This is a genomic window from Leptospira tipperaryensis, assembly GCF_001729245.1.
GTDB lineage: Bacteria > Spirochaetota > Leptospiria > Leptospirales > Leptospiraceae > Leptospira > Leptospira tipperaryensis.
Genome location: NZ_CP015217.1, coordinates 1243136 through 1264672, shown reverse-complemented (window position 1 = coordinate 1264672; position 21537 = coordinate 1243136). Strand labels below are relative to the sequence as shown.

The 21537-nt window shown below is 43.5% G+C and carries 17 protein-coding genes; 12 read left to right on the top strand and 5 right to left on the bottom strand.

What is annotated here, in order from left to right:
* Positions 1–58 precede the first annotated feature (58 nt).
* Positions 59–328 (bottom strand): hypothetical protein, encoded by a 270-nt coding sequence (locus tag A0128_RS06085; RefSeq protein WP_069606691.1) that lies wholly within the window; start codon positions 326–328, stop codon positions 59–61.
* A 329-nt stretch (positions 329–657) separates the two neighbouring features.
* Between A0128_RS06085 and A0128_RS06075 the strand changes: the two genes are divergently transcribed.
* The 9 genes from A0128_RS06075 (at position 658) to lpxB (ending at position 10736) form a co-directional block, all read left to right on the top strand.
* Positions 658–1704: an MBL fold metallo-hydrolase gene (locus tag A0128_RS06075; protein WP_162274097.1), complete on the top strand. Its 1047-nt coding sequence runs from the start codon at positions 658–660 to the stop codon at positions 1702–1704.
* Positions 1705–2186: 482 nt separating this feature from the next.
* Complete coding sequence (gene ruvA, locus A0128_RS06065; RefSeq protein WP_069606688.1) at positions 2187–2828, top strand: Holliday junction branch migration protein RuvA; 642 nt, start codon at positions 2187–2189, stop codon at positions 2826–2828.
* A 411-nt stretch (positions 2829–3239) separates the two neighbouring features.
* Positions 3240–4412, top strand: coding sequence for an ADP-forming succinate--CoA ligase subunit beta (gene sucC / locus A0128_RS06060; protein WP_069606687.1), 1173 nt, complete (start codon positions 3240–3242; stop codon positions 4410–4412).
* Between the two features lie 12 nt (positions 4413–4424).
* On the top strand, positions 4425–5300 hold the full coding sequence (gene sucD / locus A0128_RS06055; RefSeq protein ID WP_069606686.1) for a succinate--CoA ligase subunit alpha: 876 nt from the start codon (positions 4425–4427) through the stop codon (positions 5298–5300).
* A gap of 45 nt (positions 5301–5345) precedes the next feature.
* Positions 5346–6923 carry a TolC family protein gene (locus A0128_RS06050; protein WP_069606685.1) on the top strand — a complete coding sequence of 526 codons (1578 nt, stop codon included), beginning with the start codon at positions 5346–5348 and terminating at the stop codon, positions 6921–6923.
* A gap of 19 nt (positions 6924–6942) precedes the next feature.
* Positions 6943–8376 (top strand): SH3 domain-containing protein, encoded by a 1434-nt coding sequence (locus A0128_RS06045; RefSeq protein WP_069606684.1) that lies wholly within the window; start codon positions 6943–6945, stop codon positions 8374–8376.
* Positions 8377–8418: 42 nt separating this feature from the next.
* A complete protein-coding gene (locus A0128_RS06040) occupies positions 8419–8661 on the top strand; it encodes an FmdB family zinc ribbon protein (RefSeq protein ID WP_069606683.1) in 243 nt (80 codons plus the stop codon).
* A 7-nt stretch (positions 8662–8668) separates the two neighbouring features.
* Entirely contained in the window at positions 8669–9517 is an 849-nt protein-coding gene (locus tag A0128_RS06035; protein WP_069606682.1) for an LpxI family protein, read from the top strand.
* Positions 9471–10736 (top strand): lipid-A-disaccharide synthase, encoded by a 1266-nt coding sequence (gene lpxB, locus A0128_RS06030; protein WP_083244068.1) that lies wholly within the window; start codon positions 9471–9473, stop codon positions 10734–10736. Before A0128_RS06035 ends, lpxB begins: the two co-directional genes overlap by 47 nt.
* Positions 10737–10896: 160 nt before the next feature.
* On the opposite strand, the gene A0128_RS06025 is transcribed toward lpxB, so the two are convergent.
* From A0128_RS06025 to A0128_RS06010, 4 genes are read right to left on the bottom strand one after another with little or no spacing between them, the layout of a single operon-like run.
* Positions 10897–11310: a hypothetical protein gene (locus A0128_RS06025; RefSeq protein ID WP_069606680.1), complete on the bottom strand. Its 414-nt coding sequence runs from the start codon at positions 11308–11310 to the stop codon at positions 10897–10899.
* The gene (locus A0128_RS06020; RefSeq protein WP_069606679.1) at positions 11280–13481 is read right to left on the bottom strand and encodes an LIC_12586 family protein; all 2202 of its coding nucleotides are present in this window, start codon (positions 13479–13481) and stop codon (positions 11280–11282) included. The genes A0128_RS06025 and A0128_RS06020 overlap by 31 nt, the downstream gene beginning before the upstream one ends.
* Positions 13482–13504: 23 nt before the next feature.
* Positions 13505–14152, bottom strand: a complete 648-nt coding sequence (locus tag A0128_RS06015; RefSeq protein WP_069606678.1) for a tetratricopeptide repeat protein — start codon at positions 14150–14152, stop codon at positions 13505–13507.
* Position 14153: 1 nt separating this feature from the next.
* Complete coding sequence (locus A0128_RS06010) at positions 14154–16178, bottom strand: ATP-dependent helicase (protein WP_069606677.1); 2025 nt, start codon at positions 16176–16178, stop codon at positions 14154–14156.
* An 899-nt stretch (positions 16179–17077) separates the two neighbouring features.
* Between A0128_RS06010 and A0128_RS05995 the strand changes: the two genes are divergently transcribed.
* From A0128_RS05995 to pepN, 3 genes are read left to right on the top strand one after another with little or no spacing between them, the layout of a single operon-like run.
* Positions 17078–17656, top strand: a complete 579-nt coding sequence (locus A0128_RS05995) for an NUDIX hydrolase (RefSeq protein WP_069609153.1) — start codon at positions 17078–17080, stop codon at positions 17654–17656.
* 3 nt (positions 17657–17659) lie between these two features.
* Positions 17660–18916 (top strand): MFS transporter, encoded by a 1257-nt coding sequence (locus tag A0128_RS05990; protein ID WP_069606674.1) that lies wholly within the window; start codon positions 17660–17662, stop codon positions 18914–18916.
* Positions 18917–18931: 15 nt separating this feature from the next.
* Positions 18932–21457 (top strand): aminopeptidase N, encoded by a 2526-nt coding sequence (gene pepN, locus A0128_RS05985; protein ID WP_069606673.1) that lies wholly within the window; start codon positions 18932–18934, stop codon positions 21455–21457.
* The last annotated feature ends 80 nt before the right edge of the window (positions 21458–21537 follow it).

Here is a 21537-nt window from a genome sequence, read left to right as displayed (position 1 = left end):
ATTATAATATTTATATATTACAATGCTCTTAAATTATAAAGTTTCGTTCAAAAGAAACTCAATACCCTCCGCCGCCTCCACCACCGCCAGATCCTCCGGACCCGCCGGCGCTACCGCAGATACCAAGAACGCCAAGATATAAAGAATCGCATGCACCCATGGTCGGATTGGAAGAAGTACAACCGAGATAAGCAACCAAGGCGCTATTGCATTTTTTCTTATCGTCTTCTTTTTTAGCTTGGTCCTGATCTAAACCGAGGTTGGAACAAGAGAGAAAGGCAAGAGCAAAAGTTACCAGTGAGATTTGAAAAAGTGTGATGAGTTTCACGAAAAGTCTCCTTTTGAAAGAGGGAAAAGTTAACCCTCTCAAATCTAAAAGAATATCACTCGCAAAAGGAAAGAAAATAGAAAAAGAGAAATAGATCCTCTTCAGGAATGAACGATCTCTTTTCAGGAATCAAGGATCAGGATCCGATTTAAGAGCCTCAAAAAAATGACTTCCGAAGATTTTTTTCCCTCCTCTTTACAATCAAAGGTTTTACCGCTCGAAATTTCGCGCTTTTTGCCTTTGTTTTTTCCTTTTTCGAAAGAAGCTTCGCTATAACTCTAGTGATTTCGGAACCTGAGGAATTACTCGGGGTTCGAATCATCAAACCAATGCACATAAAATCTCTTTTTATCTTCCTAACGATCCTTCTTCTCTTTCAATCCTGCTTTCCCGTAGACCCCGAAAGAGTTCGTTCTTCGCACTTCCATGACGGAAAGTATCACAATATCGAAGAAGACGAAGAACTGGGAAAAAGTTTTTTCTCAGTCCTTCGTTGGAAGCTACTGGGACCGAACGAGCCTCCCACAGTGGATGGGGACGTTGAAAAAATTCCTGAAGTTCAACCAAGAACGAAAGAGGATTTCTTAGCTCCGGAAGGAAAGGTGAGGATCATCTGGCTCGGCCACGCGACCGTCTGGATCGCGGCAAATTTTCATGGAAAAAGAATGCACATTCTTACGGATCCGATCTTTACAGGGGTTCCCCCTTTTGTTAAGCGACTTACGGAACTTCCCATTCAACCAGAAAATCTTCCCGGTGTGGATATCGTCGCGGTCAGCCACGCGCACAGAGATCATCTCGATATAGATTCTATCAAAAGAATTCAGAAACTCTTTCCCGAAGTTACGATCCATCTTCCTTCCGGGATGGGAGAATTTGCAAAGGACGAAGGTTTTGAGAATACCGTAGTTCAAGAATGGTGGTCCGTCTTTGAATACGCAGGAACTAAGATTCATTTTCTTCCGGCCAAACACTGGAGTAGAATGGGTCTCACCGATATGAATCAATATCACTGGGGAAGTTATGCATTCGAATTTGAGAATATTCGCATATACTTTGGCGGCGATACAGGATTCTCAAAACACTTTTCCGAAATTGGAAAGAAATTTCCGCAAGGTTTTTCCGCGACCGTCCTTCCCATCGGGGCGTTTAAGCCGAGATGGTTTATGGAACCGGCTCATATCGGACCCAAAGAAGCCTTGGATGCGAGCAAAATTCTTCAGTCTTCTCTGCTCCTTCCGGTTCATTGGGGAACCTTCTCCCTTGGAGACGATCTTCCTTCGGAAGCCGCCCTCTATCTCAAAAAATTACATTCTGAAAAGAAGGAATCACTTCCTCTGAAAGTTTGGACGATGGGAGAGATCATCGACTTGTGATGTGAAGAATTCTTCCGGAAAGGCATTTCTGAAGAAGTAAATTTGTGTGAGTTCCTACTTTTGTTTTTCTCGAGGAAAAGAATTGTGGAAGAACTCTAAAAAAAAATCCTCCGTTGTATCGAAATGTCGAATCCCTTGTTCCGACATAGGAAATCGTTTCGAAAAAAACCTTGAAAACGGACTTGAAGTCCGTTTTCAAGTAAAACCCGGCGAGACAAACCTATTCTCAAAAACATAAGAATTCTTTTATATTCCGATCGAATCGATTTAGAAATAAGCGCCGTAATTTATAAAAATAGGAATTTTAATCTCAGGTTCATCTACGCCTGGAAAATGACGAAAGGTAGAAGAATTCGAAAATTTTTTAATCCCTGTTAAAAGGAGCTGGAGCATCTCCATAACCCCTGACCCAAGGGCGAAGCTCAGTTCCCGAGAGAAATTTATCTTTACGATCAGACTTCCGATGAACGGATGGGAAGATTATGATCTCAGGCCTGAAAGGAAATCTTAGAAAATTGGAAGTCGGATTCGCTCATTTAGAAACCGGCGGAGTCACTTACGAAATCACAATTTCCTTCAAGACCTATCTCGAACTCAAGAGCCTCCCCTCTTCGAAAGAAATCTATCTTCATATCTTTCACGCGATGAGCGAAAGAGGACAGAGGCTTTTCGGATTCTTAACGGAACAAGACAAAGAATTCTTCAAGGTCATGAAAGGCCTCCAGGGAATCGGCGAACTTACGGCCCTCAAAATTCTTTCCTTCTTTTCGGCGGAGGACCTCTATCGAATCGCACAATCCGGAGAAGCCAAGGAACTCGAAAAAATTCCAAAGGTGAAAGGCAAAACATCGGAGAAGATTTTTTTCGAAGTAAAACAGAACCTAAAAAAGTTGGAACTCTTTCTCTCCGGAACTCCCCCCAAGGGAATGTCCCTCTCTCTTCCTTCTTCCACTTCCACCCCGGAAGAAGCGGCCGCCTCTCGAAGAAAGGAGATCGCGGTTTTGGGGCTCATTCAACTCGGTTTTGAAGAGAAGGCCGCAATCAAAGAAGTGGAAAAGGTTTTGAAGAATTCTCCGGAAACCGATCCCGGTGAAATCATCCGTGAGATTCTGAAAGGTTTATAAAAGTGAGAGTTCCTACTTTTTAGGCGCTTCAGAAGAATCTGGAGAATCTTTCCAAGTGAGAAATCATTTTGTGAGAGTTCCTACGTTTCTTGGTTTTACAAAGAATTCTCTGAAGAACTACCATTTCAGTTTACTTCCCCTTCTCGCCTTGGTCCTATCGGCCAACCTCTGAAAAGTAGGAACTCATACTTTTCAAGTATTACGGAAAACTCACGGAGTTCCGTCCCAATTCTTCTCCTTTCAAAAGAATTCCTGAAAGTTGGAAAACCGACCTTTCCCAAAGCCCTAAAGAAGCCGGGCTTCTCCTGAATTTTTTACTGACACCAAAGTTCCCGCCGAAAACATTATAAATTTAGAGAAAACTGTTCCTCCTACTAAAAGCACTGAACTAAGTTCAATGAAGGTTAATTCATGAAAATTCACGAGTATCAGGCAAAAGAAATCCTGAGAAGGCATAAAGCCAACGTACCTTTTGGGGTCGTTATCGATAGTAAAGAAAACGGATCCAAAGCCCACGACGAAGTTACCTACGCAACGGAAGGTTCCGTAGTAGTTGTAAAAGCGCAAATCCACGCCGGTGGACGCGGAAAAGGCGGCGGAGTTAAGGTCACCAAAACAAAAGACGATGCATTAGCCGCAATCGACAAAATCCTCGGCATGCAACTCATTACTCCTCAAACCGGACCCGAAGGAAAAAAAGTCCTAAAAGTATATCTGGAGCAAGGAATCGATATCGCAAAAGAATACTATCTGAGTATTCTCCTCGATCGTTCCATTCGTAAAACCATCATCATGGCTTCTACGGAAGGTGGAATGGAAATCGAAGAAGTTGCGGAAACTCATCCGGATAAAATCCTGAAACTAGCAGTGGATCCCGGAATCGGACTACAAGTTAACCAAGCAAGACAACTCGCTTTCGAACTTGGACTTCCTATCGAATCTCATAAATCATTTCAAAGTCTTCTTTTCGCGATCTACGACGCGTATATCAAAGAAGATGCATCTCTTTTAGAAATCAATCCTCTCATTCTTACCAAACAGAATGAAATCATTGCGGGCGACTGCAAGATGGATCTGGATGAAAACGCTCTCTATCGTCATCCGGAAAACGCGTCTTTTCGCGACGTAACCGAAGAGGATCCTCTCGAAGTGCAAGCTTCCGAGTTCAACCTCAACTATGTGAAGTTAGACGGAAACATCGGTTGTATGGTAAACGGAGCCGGACTTGCAATGGCGACTATGGACATCGTTAAGATCGCAGGAGCGGAACCTGCAAACTTCCTCGACGTAGGAGGTGGAGCGAGCAAGACCACCGTTACCAACGGATTCAAAATCATCCTCGGTGACCCGAACGTAAAAGGAATCTTCGTAAACATTTTTGGTGGAATCGTTCGTTGCGACATGGTCGCGGAAGGAATCATCGAAGCTGCGAAGGCTGTGGATCTCAAAGTTCCTCTCGTGGTTCGTCTTCAAGGAACCAACTCGGAACTCGGAAGAGAAGTCCTCAATAAAAGCGGACTCAAAATTACCGGAGTCGACGACCTCCGCGAAGCGGCAAATACCATTGCCAAACTGATTCAATAAGAGAGAACACACATGGCAGTATTAGTTGATGAAAATACAAAGGTTGTAGTTCAAGGAATCACCGGTAAGGAAGGTTCTTTCCACGCAACTCAGATGTTAGCTTACGGAACCAAAGTGGTTGCCGGAGTTACCCCGGGAAAGGGCGGTTCAAAATGGGAAGACAAGGTTCCCGTTTTTAACACGATCCATGATTCCGTTAAGAATGAAGGCGTAAACGCGGCTGTGATTTTTGTTCCTCCCGCTTTTGCGGCGGATGCGATCATCGAAGGAATTCTCGCAGAACTTCCTCTCGTGATTTGTATCACGGAAGGAATTCCTACACACGATATGCTCAAAGTTTATAGCGTTCTTAGAAATTCTAAAACCAGACTCGTGGGACCAAACTGTCCGGGAGTGATCACTCCTCGTGCAAAACAAAAACTGGGAATTATGCCTGGTTTTATTCATAGCCCGGGTTCTGTGGGAATCGTTTCCCGTTCCGGAACCTTGACTTACGAATCCGTAGCACAGATCACAAAACAAGGTTTAGGTCAGTCCACTTGTATCGGAATCGGGGGAGACCCAGTTCCCGGTATGAATCACACGGAAGCGATCAAACTTTTAAACGAAGACCCTGAAACAAAAGGAATCGTAATGATCGGTGAAATCGGCGGAACTTCCGAAGAAGAAGCTGCTGAATACATCAAGAATTACGTAAAAAAACCGGTTGTAGGCTTTATTGCTGGTCAAACGGCTCCTCCGGGCAAAAGAATGGGACACGCGGGCGCGATCATCAGCGGGGGACTGGGAACAGCTTCTTCCAAAATGAAAGCGATGCAGGAAGCGGGAATCCACGTTTGCCAATCCATTGCAGAAGTTGGAGAAAAAATGAAGAAGGCTCTGGGATAACCAGGGTCTATCTTACAAGGGTTCCAAAACAGAAGGAGAAACGAAATGGATCAAAAAGTACAAAACTCGAAACAAAGGATTCTACGAACAAAAAACCTCGGGAGAATTCTCTTGGGAAGTTTCGTTCTTCTTCAAACCTTCTCCCTCGCAGCGGAAGAGACTCTCAGACTCTCGACGGAAGAAACCGTAAAGAGAGCCTTAGAAAGTAATTATAGCTTACAAAACCTTCGTTACGAATTGGCGAAGTCCGATACGAACTTCCTCAAAAACGATTCGAAGTATTCTTGGAGATTGGTAGCCGATGGAAAATCCAGCCAGTCGATTCTTCCTTTCAACCAAGCGAACCTCCTCTCAGGAACTAAAATCTCCGACGATACCATCAAGGGTGGGATCGAAAAGACGCTCCAAACAACCGGAACTTATTTTAAGGTGGAAGCGGGAACGAGAAGATTCGACTCGAACGCATTTGAAAACGCATCCACAACTCCTGCAGGATTCTCTTCTTTAGGAATTCCTCCTCTTTATACAGGATTTGTAAGAGCGACCATCAGCCAGGATCTTCTCAAAAACTCTTTTGGTTATAAGGGAAGAAACGAAGTCAAAATTTTAGAATCGCAAGCCGAAATGGCGAAGAACCAAGTATCTCAACAAATCTCCGGAGTGATCGTAGATTCTCTCGTTGATTTCTGGGACTACTCGATCAAAACGCAAGCGGTCAAAACTTACAAACAACTCGTAGAGAATACAAAAAACATCCGCAATCTTACCATCCGCAAACAAGGACTCGGACTTTCCGAAAGTTTCGAAGTCAATCAGTGGAACGCACTTCTCGCGCAGGCTGAAAACCAATTGGAAACGGCAACGGTTCAAAAAGAAGAAGCGAAGAGAAAACTCGTTCGTTCTCTAAAAATTCCGGACGGAACTTCTCTCTCGGAAGAAACCAATCTTTTAGAAGAACTGACTGAAAAACCGGATTATCCAAAAGATTTAGAATATGCTTATAAACACAGAGCGGATTTTTTAAACGCACTCAAACAAAAAGAAATCGCGGAATCGGCTCTGAAAAACGCAAACAACGACAGACTTCCGACTCTAACGATTTCCGGAACCGGCGCAAGTCAGTCTCAGAACATCATTTCACCGCAAGAAAACTACACGGATACCAGCCAAGGAATTCAAAGCGCGAAATACAAAGAATGGACAGGACAAATGAATTTTGTCTATCCATTGGCCGACAAAGGAATCTACGCGGGAGTCAGAGACGCAAACATCTCCATGCGCCAAGCGACTCTCAAAGAAGAAGATCTGAAAAACGAAGTCAGAGACGACGTAAAAACCAGAATCGAAGCTTTGGAAGCAAGCCATAGAATTTATAAAAACAATATCGTTACGGAAAGAGAAACTGAAAACTACTACAACGGAGTTTTGAGAAGTTTCCGTCAAGGTAGAGCCGACGCCGTTTCCGTGAAAAACGCGTTAGACACTCATGTGCAAGATCAGCTTCGTCTGACTCAAGCAAGAGTGAATTTTAACATCGATCTTTTGCGTTATTATCTCGCGAAGAATGCGCTTCTCGAACGCTTTCAAGTGGACCGAGATAAGCTGATTCCGGATCTAAATTAATCAAAAGCCGGGGTAGGACTTGAGAAAGAGTTTTTTTGTTTTCCTCGGCCTTGTCTTTGTTTCCATTCTCGTCGGTCTTCTTACTTGGAAATTCCTGACACGGAAAACCGATTCGGTTTATAAGAATTTTTCCAAAGGAAACTGGGAAGACGTGATCTTAGAGGTCTTAAAAAAGAAAGACCCGGATTTAGAAGACTATTCCTTTGCTTCGATGGCGCTTGCGGAATTCAATTCTTCCTTGCTGGTCCTTCCCGCCGAAAAAAAAGAAAAACTCACACAGAAATTCTCCGAAAAATCGGGGCTCAAATTTTCCAAACGGGAAGTTTCCGGAAGAACGATCTATACGTTTGAAGACAGATTTTTTTCCTTTCTTCCGGACGGCTCTTTTCTCAAAACAAGAGCCCTTTGTAAAAAATTAACTCTCGGCGCAGAATACGAAACCTCGGACATTCTTTCCCGCTATTTAACAAAACTGATTTCATCCAACCCTCTTCCGCTTTACAACGAATACAACCAAGCCCTTCTCAAATCGCTCGCGTCGGGTTCTGCGAGAGAATTGGATGAGAATGGAAGAGCCAAACTTTCCAAAATTCTCGAATACTTTTCGGGAAGAGAAGATTCTCCGTTTAGCGCGAGTAAGGCGGAAATCGAAGGAAAGAATTTAAACGTAAGAACGGGTCCGGGAACCGAAAACCCGATCGCGTTTCAATTCAAGGGTGGAGAAACCGTTTTCATTTTGGACCGGGATTCTCGGACCGAAACGATCGCCGGAAAACGTGGAAACTGGAATCAAGTTTTGGATCTCAGAAACGGCGCGGTCGGCTGGATCTTCTCCGGATTCTTAAAAACCTTGGCTCCCGATCTAACCATCTCTCAAACGATGGAGGAATCTTTTCGCGCTATGGACAGGGCTCCCGTCTGGGATTTTGAAACCTGGAAAGAATCCTCTCCTCCTTTCGGATTTCAGGGAGAATATCATCCCACCGAAAAGATCGCGTTAGACGGTGATACGGGAATCGTTCTTCATTCTTCTAAAAACAAATACGATTTTATTTGTCGTTCCGTAGAGGAACCTTTTCGCGATTTGGAATTTTACGTTTCCTTTTTGGGCGGGGACGAAAGTATTCCCGTCTTCACGTTGTTCGCCGGTTCCCCCGGGGATCTAAACAAAGCCTTTGAAATTTCAATCGATAAGGAAAGTATTTCCATCAATCGAAACCGTTATATCACCGGAGATAATTTTTCTAAAAAGAGATTCCGTCTAAATATACAAAGCACGGGTTCGAGTTTTAACAGCGGGCTTACGCTTTCGGAAAAAAAAGTTCTTTCGGGAATCGATTCCCTGGAACCGATCGACTCGAGTTCCGGAATTCGGTGGAGACTTTGTCTTCCCATGGCGAGAGAGAACGGCGATTCGAGCGTGAGCGTTTTTCAGTTCAAGTTCGTTCCGTAACGAGCAATCATAGATTAGAAAATTCTAATAGAGAGAATCAAAATGCCGACATACGACTACAAATGTAAAGCCTGCGGACAAACGTTCGAGGAATTCCATTCCATGAAGGACGATCCGATCAAAGATTGTCCCCTCTGCGGAAAAAAAGGAGAAGTCGATCGAATGATTTCCAACGGTTCCGGAATTATCTTCAAAGGAACCGGATTCTACGTAACCGATTACAAAAAAAGCGGCTCCGGAGAATCCTCTGGTTCCACAACTTCCTCCGCTTCTTCCTCGGACTAAGTTTATCTTGGGAAGATTAGGAATTCTTGCCGGCGCTGGAGAACTCCCGCATATCGGAATGAAAGAGGCCCTCTCCGCCGGTGAGGATCCTCTTTTGCTCTCCATCATTGAATCCGAGTTCGAAGTCGGAGAATACGCGGATCGCAATTTCCCGATTCATATCGTAAAAATCGGGACTTTGATGAAGATATGCAAACAACATAATATAGATCGTCTTCTTCTTTTGGGGAAAGTCAAAAAAGAAATCATCTTTAAAAATCTCAAATTCGATCTCAAGGCGATCAGTCTTCTCGCGAGAATGGTCAACAAACACGACTATTCTATCTTTAAGACCGTTTCGGACGAGTTCGCAAAAGAAAAGATCACGATCATTTCTCAAAAGACTTTCTTAAAATCTCTTTTTCTTCCCGAAGGAAGATTTACAAAAAAGGCTTTAAACAAAAAGGAATTGGAAGACGTCGCCTTCGGAATGGAATACGCGGAAAAGATGGCGGGACTCGATATCGGACAAACCGTCGTCGTCCTGGACAAATCGGTTCTTGCCGTCGAAGCCGTTGAAGGAACCGACCTCGCGATTCGCAGAGGCGGATCTTTTGCAAGAAAGGGAAAAGCGATCGTGTGCAAGAGTTCTAAACTTCACCAAGACGATCGTTTTGATCTTCCCACGGTGGGAGAAGAAACTCTCAGAATCATGCACGAGAGCAACTGTGGAACTCTGGCTCTGAGAACCGGAGAAACGATCATCGTCCATCCAAAAGAATTTATAAACCTTGCAGAAAAACTGAAAATTCACATCTTGAGTATCGGCAGTGGCAACCTTACGAAAATCAACTCTACAACCAAAAAAATCAAGTAGCCAACCCGCGCCCAAACGCGAAACCGCGACTCTCAAAAGGGAAGATCCGAAAATTCTAATGCTCGCCGGAGAACATTCGGGCGATCTCTTGGGCGGGGAATTGATTCGGGAGCTCAAAAAGAATTTTCCCGAATTGGAAACCTTCGGAGTCGGCGGGGAAAGAATGCTCGAGGAAGGATTTCATTCCATAGAATCCATGGAAGAACTTTCCATCATCGGCTTCTCCGCAATCCTTTTCAAATATAGATTTTTAAAAGCTCTGATCGGAAGACTTCTCGACGTCGCCGTTGAAAAAAATTGCACGCACGCGATCCTCATCGATTATCCCGGATTCAATCTTCGACTCGCAAAGGAATTGAAAAAGCTCGGAATCACCGTCGTCTTTTACGTTTCTCCTCAACTCTGGGCTTGGAAGTTCAACCGGATTTATGGAATTCGTGAAACGATCGACTTGATGCTCGTTCTATTTCCTTTTGAAAAAGAAATCTATGATCGTTATGGAGTTCCCTGCGAATTTGTGGGGCACCCGCTCGCGGTTCGTCTTCGAGAAAAAATAAGAAAAGAAGCTCCGATCTCGGAACCGGAAGACAAAACTCATTTTCACGCAATCGTTACTTTGATGCCCGGATCCAGAAGCGGAGAAATCAGAAGAATCTTAAACGATCTTTTAGAAACCGCAGGACAACTTTCCGAACACTATGAGCTGGAAAAAAAGAAAGTCCGTTTCTTACTTCCAAACATCAATCAAAAAGAAGAATTATATATTCTCGAACGGATCGAACTTGCAAAGACGAAGTATTCCCACTTGAACATCGAATATCTTTTCGATCGATCTCTGAGGGCCATCGAAGCCTCCGATCTCGTTTTAGTAACTTCAGGGACCGCCACTTTAGAAGTCGCTTATTTTGAAAAACCGATGGTCATCCTTTACAAGGTGAGTATGTTTACGTACACAATCGGTTCTCTTTTTATCCGAACCCCGAACATCGGGCTCGTAAACATTTTATCCGGAAAAGAAATTTGCAGAGAATTGGTTCAAGCGGAATGTACTCCGACTCATATCGTAGAAGAATCGATTCAACTTTTAGAAAATAAAAAATATCGAAACAAAACGATTGAAGATATTCGCAAAGTTAAAGAATCTCTTGGAAGTGAAAATTCTTCCCGTCACGCGGCGAGAGAAATCACAAAACTGATCAAAGGAATTCCGAGAAAATAAAACGGAAGTTCGTTCACCCCGTCTTAGGCGAAAAACTCGAAAGAGAAAATTCCGCAGTAATTCTACTTGAAAACGGACTTAAAGTCCGTTACAAATCTTTTTTACGATGAAATCCTTTGTGTCATAACAACAAAAGCGCTTCACAAATAAACTTGCGAGACTAACGCGAATTGTTTTCGGCGGAGATTCTTTTTAAGACGACGAGGTCTTCTCCCCAGAGCCCTTGCCACGTATTGGATTTGAGTTCGCGAAATAAAAAATAACCGCTCGGGGTTTCTTCTCCCCTTCTTCTGAGTTGAAGTCCTTCTCCGTCTTCTAAGAGATACAATTTTGTTTCTCTTTCCTCTTCTAAAAGAACCGCTTCCTTTTCGCTCAAGAATCGAATTTGAACTAACGGATGGATCGGCGCGACTCTCCAGGTTCCGATCAGATCTACCTTCGAAGAAGACTTAGCTCCGAATTCTTTCTTTGCGGATCCGAAAAAATAAAGATAGATTCCAAAACACAAAAGGATCGCAAGCGCGACCCCGGAAGAAATGAGAATTATCTGTCTCCGATTGATTCCAGTTTGCATTCCCCTGCTTCCTCCCTAAATTTACGGCTGATAAAAGCTTCGTTGAGTTTTCCGTTCGCGCTGATTCGGATCCGATTGTTTTCAACGGCGCCGTAACCGGTAAGATCCGCGGACTCATTCTTCCAAAAAATATTTCTATAATAGGACAAAGTAGGAAGCAGATTTTGTTCGTAACCGAAGTCGAAGGGCTCTCTCAGATTCAGAGGTAGAGAACGTTTGTCTTGAAATCGGGAACGGTTAAAACTCACGTTATGCAAAACATTCAAAGAATTGTGAAGAGCCAGAAAGTCGTCTCCAAAAAGTCGAATCGTAGTATCGGAAGTCACGGATTCCGGAATGATCCAAGAACCGCAGAAACCGTTGATCGGTTCTTCCCAAGGCATTCCAGTAACTTTCATTCTCAAATCCATATAAGGATTGTCCTGACCGAACGTAAAGTTCGCAAATCCTTCCACATACGGAGCCTCACTCTGATAACCTTTTAGATCCAATCTGGAAAAGAATGGAACGATCTTGCCGTCGAGTGTTGCCCTTCCCAAATCCTTTTCCTTAAAACGAAAGGACTTGAGCTTCCAGTGAATCGTGGCGGTGAAATATTCCAAAAGATATTTGTAAAATGGAGTTCGGGTCCAGCGAATTTCAGGAATGAGTTTTTCCTGTCTCGTTCGGATATCGGTTCGTATCCAATTCTTCCAAGAATGATAGATCGGAAGAAAATCCTTTACGGAGATTCGGTCCAATTCCAATTCCCATTTCCAGTCGTTGTAAAAAGGATAAAAGAAAGCGCCGTTCGCACGAGGAGATTTTTTCCAACCGGTTTTTCCGGTGATTCGAGTCGCGAGAGTTTCTTGAAAGAGATTTCCTTTCGCGCTAAACTCCAAAAGATTTCCGGGAAGAATGTTTGCGATCACCTGATCCAATCGAACGTCAAAAAAGGGATCCTTCCAGTGAAATCCCAAAAGACTAAAAACAACGTTACTCTTGATCCAGTCGTTGTAATTTCCGGTTTCTTCCCATTTTCCTTTTAGATTGAGTTGACCTTCGAGAATTTCCAAATCGCCCGGAAGTTGAAAGATGGATTTTAATTCCCGGATATTTTTCAGATCCGCATTCATCTCCCAGGTTGCGAGTTTTTTGAGATTGAGTCCGTATGTTACACGAAATACATTCTCCTCTTTGGTAAACGTATGAATCTGTTTTTCTCCGGTCTCATCGAGTTTAAGATCCATCTCGTGTATGAGATCCGCGTCTTTTAGATCTGGAATTTTCAATCCCAGAGGAAGCTCGTGTTGGATTTTACCGGAAACGTTTGTGAACTGATTTTTTCCCGTTACCGAAAGTTTTTTTCCGTTGAGAAGAATTTCATATTCTCCTGAAATTTTGCCGGAGGTCAAAAGCATCTTTCCAAATAAGGAATAGAGGCCTCGTATTTTCTCGGCTTTTACATTCTGAAAACGGAATATACTTTTCGATTCTTCGGAGTTGAATTTTGTTTCGAAGGTTCCTTGTATAAACCTGGAATACGGAAACGGAAATAAAGAATCGCTTACCTTTACGATGACACCTTCGGGTTGTTTGGTGATGACGATGTCGATTCCTTTGATCGCATTTAAAACTTCTTCTCCGCCTTTGGAGATCGTAATCGTAGTATTGAGCAATCTTATCTCGGGAATATTGATCTTTTGAACGTATCCGATCAATTCTCCCGCGATCGCGTCCTGAAGATCCAGATTGATGGAAGAATCTTTGACCACGATTCCTTTGATATAAGGTTGTCCTTTCCAGAGACCGCCGAGGCGAAATTGAATCTTATTGGTTCGAAAAAGAATGTGATTGAGCGCGAAGTCTTCTTCCGAAGAGATCCGAAAATCTTCGAAGACGACCGCGTTTGGAAAGTCATATTCCACAACGCCGAGTGTTACGGCACGCCCGAGTTCCTGATTGATAAAATTGCGAGAAAGTTCTTTTAAACCCCGGAGATCCAAAAGACGGGTTCGCACGTAGTAACCTACCGATTCTACCACGATCGCGTGAACGCTCAGGAGTAGAATAAAGGCGATGAGGATAAATCTGATTCTTCTATTTTCTTTTAAGAAAACAAAAAAGGATCCGAGAAAACGGAGGGAGTCGCCGGGCGCCAAGGACTTTGCCTTTTGCCAAACCCGGTTCATTGTGGTTAGGTTAAGAAAACGGATTATCTGGGAAGAACCTGAGAAAGTTTTTCCTGGATCTCTTTCAGAGCCGGGCTTTCCGGAAATTTCTGAAGACCCTCTTCCAGAACGATCTGGCATCTCTTGAATTCCTTGATTCTCATAAAACTATTGGCTACGGTTTCGTAAAAGAGAATGTCTTTTTCAAAATCCTTCTCTCTCGAAGCGCGTCCCAAAATCCCAAGAGCGAGACCGTATTTTTCCTCTTGGTAAAGAGCCTTTGCATACATCTTTCTGCGAATTGTGGATTCGTAATTCTTATCCACTGTTTCCGATTTTCTAAAGTGAACAATTGCATTCTCGGTATCGTTGATTCCAAGATATGCCGTTCCGAGGTAGTGGTCTAAGTGTTCCAGACCCTTTCCTTCTTTAGAATTTTGGATCTCTTTTAAAACGATTGACGCTTCTTTATAAGATTCAATTTGCAGGAGAAGTTTTGCCTTTTCCATCAGAAGGGAAGAACGTTTTTTTTCGTCCAAAGAGGAAATGGAAAGTTGGGAATCGATTCCTTGAATTTTCGCGCGAACCGCCGATTCCTGAGAAACGCCGTTGTCCACGGATTTCTGACCGCTTGCACAGGCGGTAAGAACAAGTATTGTTACCAGAGTCAGTATTTTTTTATCTAAAGCCATTCTACGATCCTGTTTTCAATTTTTCCAGCTCAGCGAAGAAGTCTGCCGTCTCCTGCTCTCTGGATTCTTCATTGGAAACCCAGTCCAATGTTTCCGGATCGATTTCAGTCAAGAACCGGGAGGCCTGGGTAGCCATTTGCTCCCCAAATTTGCGTCGATTTGCGGCCCCTGTCAAGCATAAATGCTTCCTCGCGCGGGTCATAGCCACATAGAGAAGGCGTCTCTCCTCATCTACGGACGATTCTTCCGTGAGCACTCTAGAGTTAGGCAGGATCCCCTCTTCCAATCCAGCGACATAAACAGAATCGAACTCGAGACCCTTCGACTGATGAATCGTAAGGAGTTGAACGCGATTGTCTTCCTTGTCGTCATCGGAAGGAGTTTCGTCTTCCATAAGAAGATTGAGTCGATTTATAAAATCAAAAAGCGTCGGCTTCTCGGGAGAATCGTGATTCTCCTCAAAATAGGACATCATGTTTACGAGTTCGGAAAGATTGAAGGTCCGCGCCTTCGCGATCTTCTCGTCTTTTTCCTCGAGAAGAATTTCCTTTTCGATTCCTACTTCCTGAATGAATTCTCGGAAGGCCAGAAACATCTTCGGCATCGTCGCGAATTTCTTTTTGGTCCGTTCGATGAGGTTTACGAAATTATAAATTTCGGATTGGATCTTTTTTTGTAAGCCTGGGATGAAATCGGGAGATTCGCAGACTCGAAAAAGAATCTCGTATAAGGATTCTTTCATGTTTCCGGCTTTTTCGTGGATCAAGGAAATACTTCCCGGACCGATTCCCCGTTTTGGATAATTCAAAACCCTTAGCAAAGAAGCGTCGTCCCTTGTGTTTGCGATGAGCCGTATGTAAGAGATCATATCTCGAACTTCTTTTCGATCAAAGAAGTTATATCCGCCTATGAGTTTGTAAGGGATCGATCTACTTCTGAGTTCTTCTTCAAAGGGCCTGGTCTGAAAATTCGTTCGAAATAGAATCGCGATCTGACTTCCGACTCTTGCGTCCTTGATGATCTCTTCTCGAATACAATCGACGACGTAAGAAGCTTCGTCCTTCTCGTCCATTCTTTCTATATAACGAATTTTTCTTCCACCGGGAATGGAAGAGAAAAGTTCCTTCGATCTTCTCGAAAGATTGTTTTTGATAAGCGAATTCGCACCTTGGATAATAACCTGAGTGGAACGATAATTCTCCAAAAGACGCACAACGTTACTTTCCGGAAAGTCCTGCTCGAAGTTTAAAATCAAACTGAGATCCGATCCTCGAAACGCATAAATGGACTGATCGTCGTCGCCTACCACGCAGAGATTTCGATTTTCCCCCATGAGGGCTCTTAAAAATACGTATTGAGTTTGGTTTGTATCTTGAAACTCGTCGACCATGAAGTATTGAAACTTCTTATGATATTCTTCTCTTACTTCCGGAAATTCTTTTAACAAAACTCCGGGGAGAAGAATGAGATCGTCGAAGTCTAAAGAATTCATCTCTTTGAGAGAATTCTGATAACTGTCAAAAATGAGATTCGCGATTTGATCCGATTCCACAAGAGAAGAATCCAGATATTCTCTGTAACTTGGACCCGAGTTTTTGATCCGGGAAATTTTTCCAAGAATTTCGGAAACCTTTGTTTTCTTGAGCTCGACTTTATTAGCGATCAGTAATGTAGTTACGAAACCTTCCTGATCGTTTTGATTCATAAGAAGAAAAGGATGTTTATAACCGATCAGCCCGATATGTTTTTTAAGGATGTTGAGACCGAGGGAATGAAAGGTGGAAAGAACGATTCCTTTTAACTTCTGTCTCGGAATCATCTTCCGAACCCGTTCTTCCATTTCTCTCGCGCTCTTGTTTGTAAAAGAAAGCGCGACAATCTTTCCGGCGGAAACTCCCGAGTTCTCGATCAAATGCGCGATTCGATTGGAGATAACACGGGTCTTTCCGGATCCGGCGCCGGCAAATATAAGAATCGGACCGTCTACGTGGCGGACCGCCTTTTCCTGTTCAGGATTGAGCTTCATGGGACATGTGACATAATTAGAGTGGGAAAGATTCTGTCAATCCTGTACGTTTGGAATTGTTAAAACGATTGCAAAGAATCGGAGTTCCGACCTTCGCTTTTCGACGGATTTCTCTCTTGGAGAAAAATAGCGCCCTGAAAAGAATGGAGCGAGGATGAAACCGTTTTCACCGGAAAAACATGACCAACGGAAACCTTGTCGGAATTCCGACGTCCTCCGTAAAAGTCGCGCGCCCCGCCCTGGTTTGGGTGGTGGGGAGTGGCGGCGGGAAAACTCGGGAAATTTTTCTATATCAGAAAACCGTAATCTTGCAAGCAAAAAGTCTCCCCTCTTTTTTTGTAGGAACTCCTACAAAAAAGGGCTCTTTGAAACATCTTCTAACGCATGCGTGTGCATAGACAGAGGGATTGGATTCTTATCAATAAGCCGCTGGAATCACCTGAAAAATCTGTCGGAAATACGACAACCCTCCGTGAAAGTCGCGCGCCCCCACCCTGATCTTGGGTGGTGGGGAGAGGGGTGGGAAAACTTGGGAGATTTTTCTATATCAGAAAACCGTAATCTTGCAAGCAAAAAGTCTCTTCTCTTCTTTTGTAGGAACTCCTACAAAGATCCATCCCAATCTCCGCGGATCGTCTGGCGGAAACAATCGGCAAAACCTTCTCTATCCAAAAAGCTGAAATGATATCAAGGAAAACAAACGCCCCCTCAACCTCGTCGGAATTCCGACGATCCACCGTGATTGCCCCCACCCTCATTGGGTGGAGGAGGCGGGCCTTGTGGGAATTTACGACAACATTCCTCTATCAGAAAAACAGCATATTGTCAAGATCAAACTCAGAACTAAAAATCTTGTCGGAATTCCGACCACACAAACAATTCCGAAAAACTGGAAAACAATGAAACCCTTTCATCCTGAATCTTACGATCCGCTCTCCCATCTTTGGTCCAAAAAAAATCGAAAAGATTTGATTCAGACCCCCATTTTCAAACTCGTTTCCTGGCATACCACGTCTCCTGATAAAAAAGTTTCGAAAGATTTCTTTCATCTGGAATCTCTCGATTGGGTCAACGTAATCGCTCTCACTCCGGAAGACAAAATTCTTCTCATCGATCAGTATCGCCACGGAATCCATCGTTTTAGTTTGGAAATCCCCGGAGGAATCGCGGAAAAAACCACACTTTTGGAATCGGCCCAAGCCGAGCTCGTGGAAGAAACGGGTTACGTTTCCGAAGAATGGGAATATCTCGGAAAGGTCACGGGCAATCCAGCGATCTTAAACAACTGGTGTCATACATTTGTGGCGAAAAATGTTCGTAAACTCCACGAGCAAGATTTGGACGAAAGCGAACAAATTGAAATCTTTGAAACTCCTCTCGAGAATATTCCCAAACTCATTTCGGAGAACATCCTTCATCACGGGATGATGGTCGCGGCTCTGGGAATGTATTTTATCAAACATCCGATTCAAAACTAAACGATGACCCAAACTCAAAAAAAACACGATCCCTTTCAGGCCCTGAGAATCGCCGACTTCCGTTCCTTTCTTCTTGGAAAGTTTATGGTGACTCTTTCGATCAGTATCCAGACGACCGTCGTCGGCTGGCAGATGTATCACTTTACCGGAAGCAATCTTCACGTAGGTTTTATCGGTCTTACCGAAGCGATTCCTTCTATCACAATGGCTTTGTTTTCCGGTCTTATCATCGATTCTTTTCCTAGAAAGAGAATCGTCTCTTCGGCGCTCGGACTTCTCTCCATCTGTTCCCTTCTTCTTCTTATATTAGTAGTTCCGAATATGGAATGGATCCTAAAAGACTTCGGGGTTTATCCGATCTACGGAGTGATCTTTCTTTCGGGAATCGCAAGAGGTTTTCTCAATCCCGCGGTTGCAGCTTTTCAAACCCAACTCGTGGACAAGGAAACGTTTCCAAACTCAGCGACTTGGAGCGGAATCGCTTGGCAAACGTCTCTCGTCCTCGGTCCTCTCACCGGTGGAATGTTGATCGTCCTCGGTCTTTACTTCGCCTATTCAGTGGATCTTATCTTGATGAGTTCCGGATTTTTGATGATGCTTCTCGTAAAAAACAAACCTGTTCCTGAAAAACCGGAGATCGGAGAAACGATCTGGCAGAGTCTCAGCTCTGGTTGGAAATTTGTTTCCAGTCATCAGATCATTCTCGGAGCGATTTCTCTGGATCTTTTTGCGGTCCTTTTTGGAGGAGCGGTGGCACTTCTCCCTTCTTTTACGGAAAGAATTTTAGGTCAGAGCCCTGAGATTTTTGGAATTCTTCGTTCGGCTCAAGGTGTGGGCGCCGTTTTGTGCGCGTTCTTCATCGCGGCGAGACCTCCTAAAAAAAATTCGGGTTGGATTCTACTTTCCTGCGTTTTTGGTTTCGGAATTTGTATCGTTCTTTTCGGTTTTTCTACGGACTGGAGAATTGCGTTTCTCTGTCTAATGGCGGCGGGCGCTTTTGACATGGTGAGCGTCGTGATCCGTCATACGATCGTTCAGATGCATACTCCGGATCACATGAGAGGAAGAGTATCTGCGGTGAATCATATCTTCATCGGTTCTTCCAATGAGATCGGAGAATTTGAATCCGGTGTTACGGCTGAATTGTTAGGAATCCGAAGATCCATCATAGCAGGCGGAGCGCTCACGCTCTTGACGGTCGGTTTTGTGGGAGCCATCGCTCCTCGACTCCGGAAGATGGAACTCAAAGACATCATGTAAAGGAAAAGTAATAGAATGGATGCTCCGAACGTACTCACGCAAACAGAAGCTTTAGAAAGAGCAAGTCTCGTCAATCAAGTCAGCTATTCTATCCATTTAGATTTGAAAGCGGGATCTCCGACGTATCAGGGAGAAACAAAAATTCTATTTTTTTATACGGGCAAAGGAAAGGGGAAGCTCAAGATCGATTTTGTTACAAAGAAGATCGAAGTGATTTTTTTAAACGGAAAAGAATTTTCAGGTTATACAAAGACGGACGCCACCCTCGACTTACCGGGCGAATCACTCAAACCCGGAAAGAATGAAATTAAGATCAAATATACAAACGAATACAATCACAGTGGATCCGGCTTTCATCAATTCCAAGATCCGGCCGACGGTTCCGAATACTTACACACGGACTTTGAACCCTTTGAAGCTCATAGAATGTTTCCTTGTTTTGATCAACCCGATCTTAAGGCGACCTATGAACTTTCTCTGAGCGGTCCGAAAGAATGGAAATACATTCACAACACCCTTGCTTCGAAAGAAGAAACCAAAGACGGAAGAATTGAAATTCAATTTCAAAAGACTGCGTTATTCTCCACCTACTTGTTCGCGTTGATCGTCGGGCCTTATGAAGTCTGGGAAGACAAATACAAAAACATTCCTCTGAGAATTCTTTGTAGAAAATCTTTGGCAAAGTTTATGGACGCGGAGAATATCTTCGCGATCACGAAAGAATCCTTTGGATTCTTAGAATCTTATTTCGAAGTTCCCTATCCCTATGGAAAATACGATCAGATCTTTGTCCCCGAATTCAACATGGGAGCGATGGAAAACGTAGGAGCCGTTACGTTTTCGGAACATTATATTTTCAGAAGCCCGAGAATCTATTCCGAATATCTTGGAAGAGCCAATACGATCTATCACGAGATGGTTCACATGTGGTTTGGAAATCTTGTCACGATGAAATGGTGGAACGATCTCTGGTTAAACGAAAGTTTTGCGGATTATCTTTCTTATTACGCGATGTCTCACGGAAAACTTTTTCCGGACGCGCTCGAACACTTCTATGTAAGGGAAGAATGGGCTTATAGAGAGGATCAACTTTCTACCACACATCCGATCGCGGGAACCGCAGAAAACACGTTAGACGCGATCAGCAACTTCGACGGGATCTCTTATTCCAAAGGGGCTTCGGTCCTGCGTCAGTTGATGTATTATATCGGAGAAGAATCCTTTCGAAAAGCGATGCGGAAATACTTTCAGAAGTTCGCCAATTCGAACACGGTTCAAAACGACTTCTTAGATACGATGTCCGAAACTTCAGGGATCGATATCCGAGGCTGGAGCAAAGAATGGCTCGACACAACCGGGGTCAACACTCTCCTCCCAGAATGGAAAGAAGATCATATTCTGATTCGACAACTTCCTTCTGAAAAGAACGGATTATATCGAACTCACGCGTTGGAAGTTACGATCTTTTCTCTCAAAGGAGATTCTTTCGAGAGCGTTTGGCAAAACAGGATCGTAGTAAAAGGAAAAGAGACGATTCTTCCTTATAAACACAATCCGGAAAATTCGGAGATCGTCGTATTAAACACAAACGACCACGCGTATGCTAAAACGTATCTACCAAAGGATTCCATCGCTTTATTAAAGACTTCGCTTAACAAACTAAAAGACAGATTTGCCAGAAGAATCTTCTGGGGTTCTCTGTGGCAGATGACGCGGGACGCGGAAATTTCACCGAAGGATTTTTTGGAAATCGTATTCTCACAAGGAATCCAAGAAGAGGATCTTTCAGTAAGAAGCAGTCATATTCTTACCAAAGCCACTTCGATCGCCGCTAGTTATCTCAAAAAAGAAAATAGAGAAGAATGGTCCACAAAGCTCAACGACCTCGCGAAAAAAGAACTCTTAGATTCCAAAACAAAAGATGAGGAAAAAATCGTTTGGTATCGAATGTTGGAAGGAACTTCTCGAACTCAAAATCAATTGAACTATCTACGAGAACTTCTGGACGGGAAAGTCAACATCCCCGGAATCAAAATCGATCAAGAAAGAAGATGGAGTATATTAACGAGGCTTTCCGCCTTCGGAATCAAAGACGCGTTATCTCTCATTGAAAACGAAGAAAGATCCGATACTTCGGATCTTGGCGCTAAAAAAGCATACGGAGCCAAAGTTGCGTTTCCGGATGTAAAGTCAAAAGCGTCCGCTTGGAACGAATTTAATAACCCGAAAACAAAATATTCCACAGACATGCTTCGTTACGGAATGAGAGGTTTTTACTGGGACCATCAAGAAGAGATTCTAAAAACTTACGAAGATAAATATTTTCAGAACGTTATCAAGGTTTACAAAGAAAGAGATTCTCATTTCTCTTCCGCATTTGGAAATATATTATTTCCAGGCGTGGAACCGAATCAAGGCTTAGTCGATAAGACAAATCGATTCCTAAAAGAGGAAAAAGAAATTCCTGCGCTTTTAAAAAAAGATCTCAAACAACACAGAGACGATTTAGAAAGGACGGTGAGAATTCTTTCCAAACAATGAGCCGCCGGGTTCAGCCGAGTCAGCGAACATTTCGGAAAAACCCGCACTTCTCGAATACGAAAAAGTACTTCTCAGAGAAA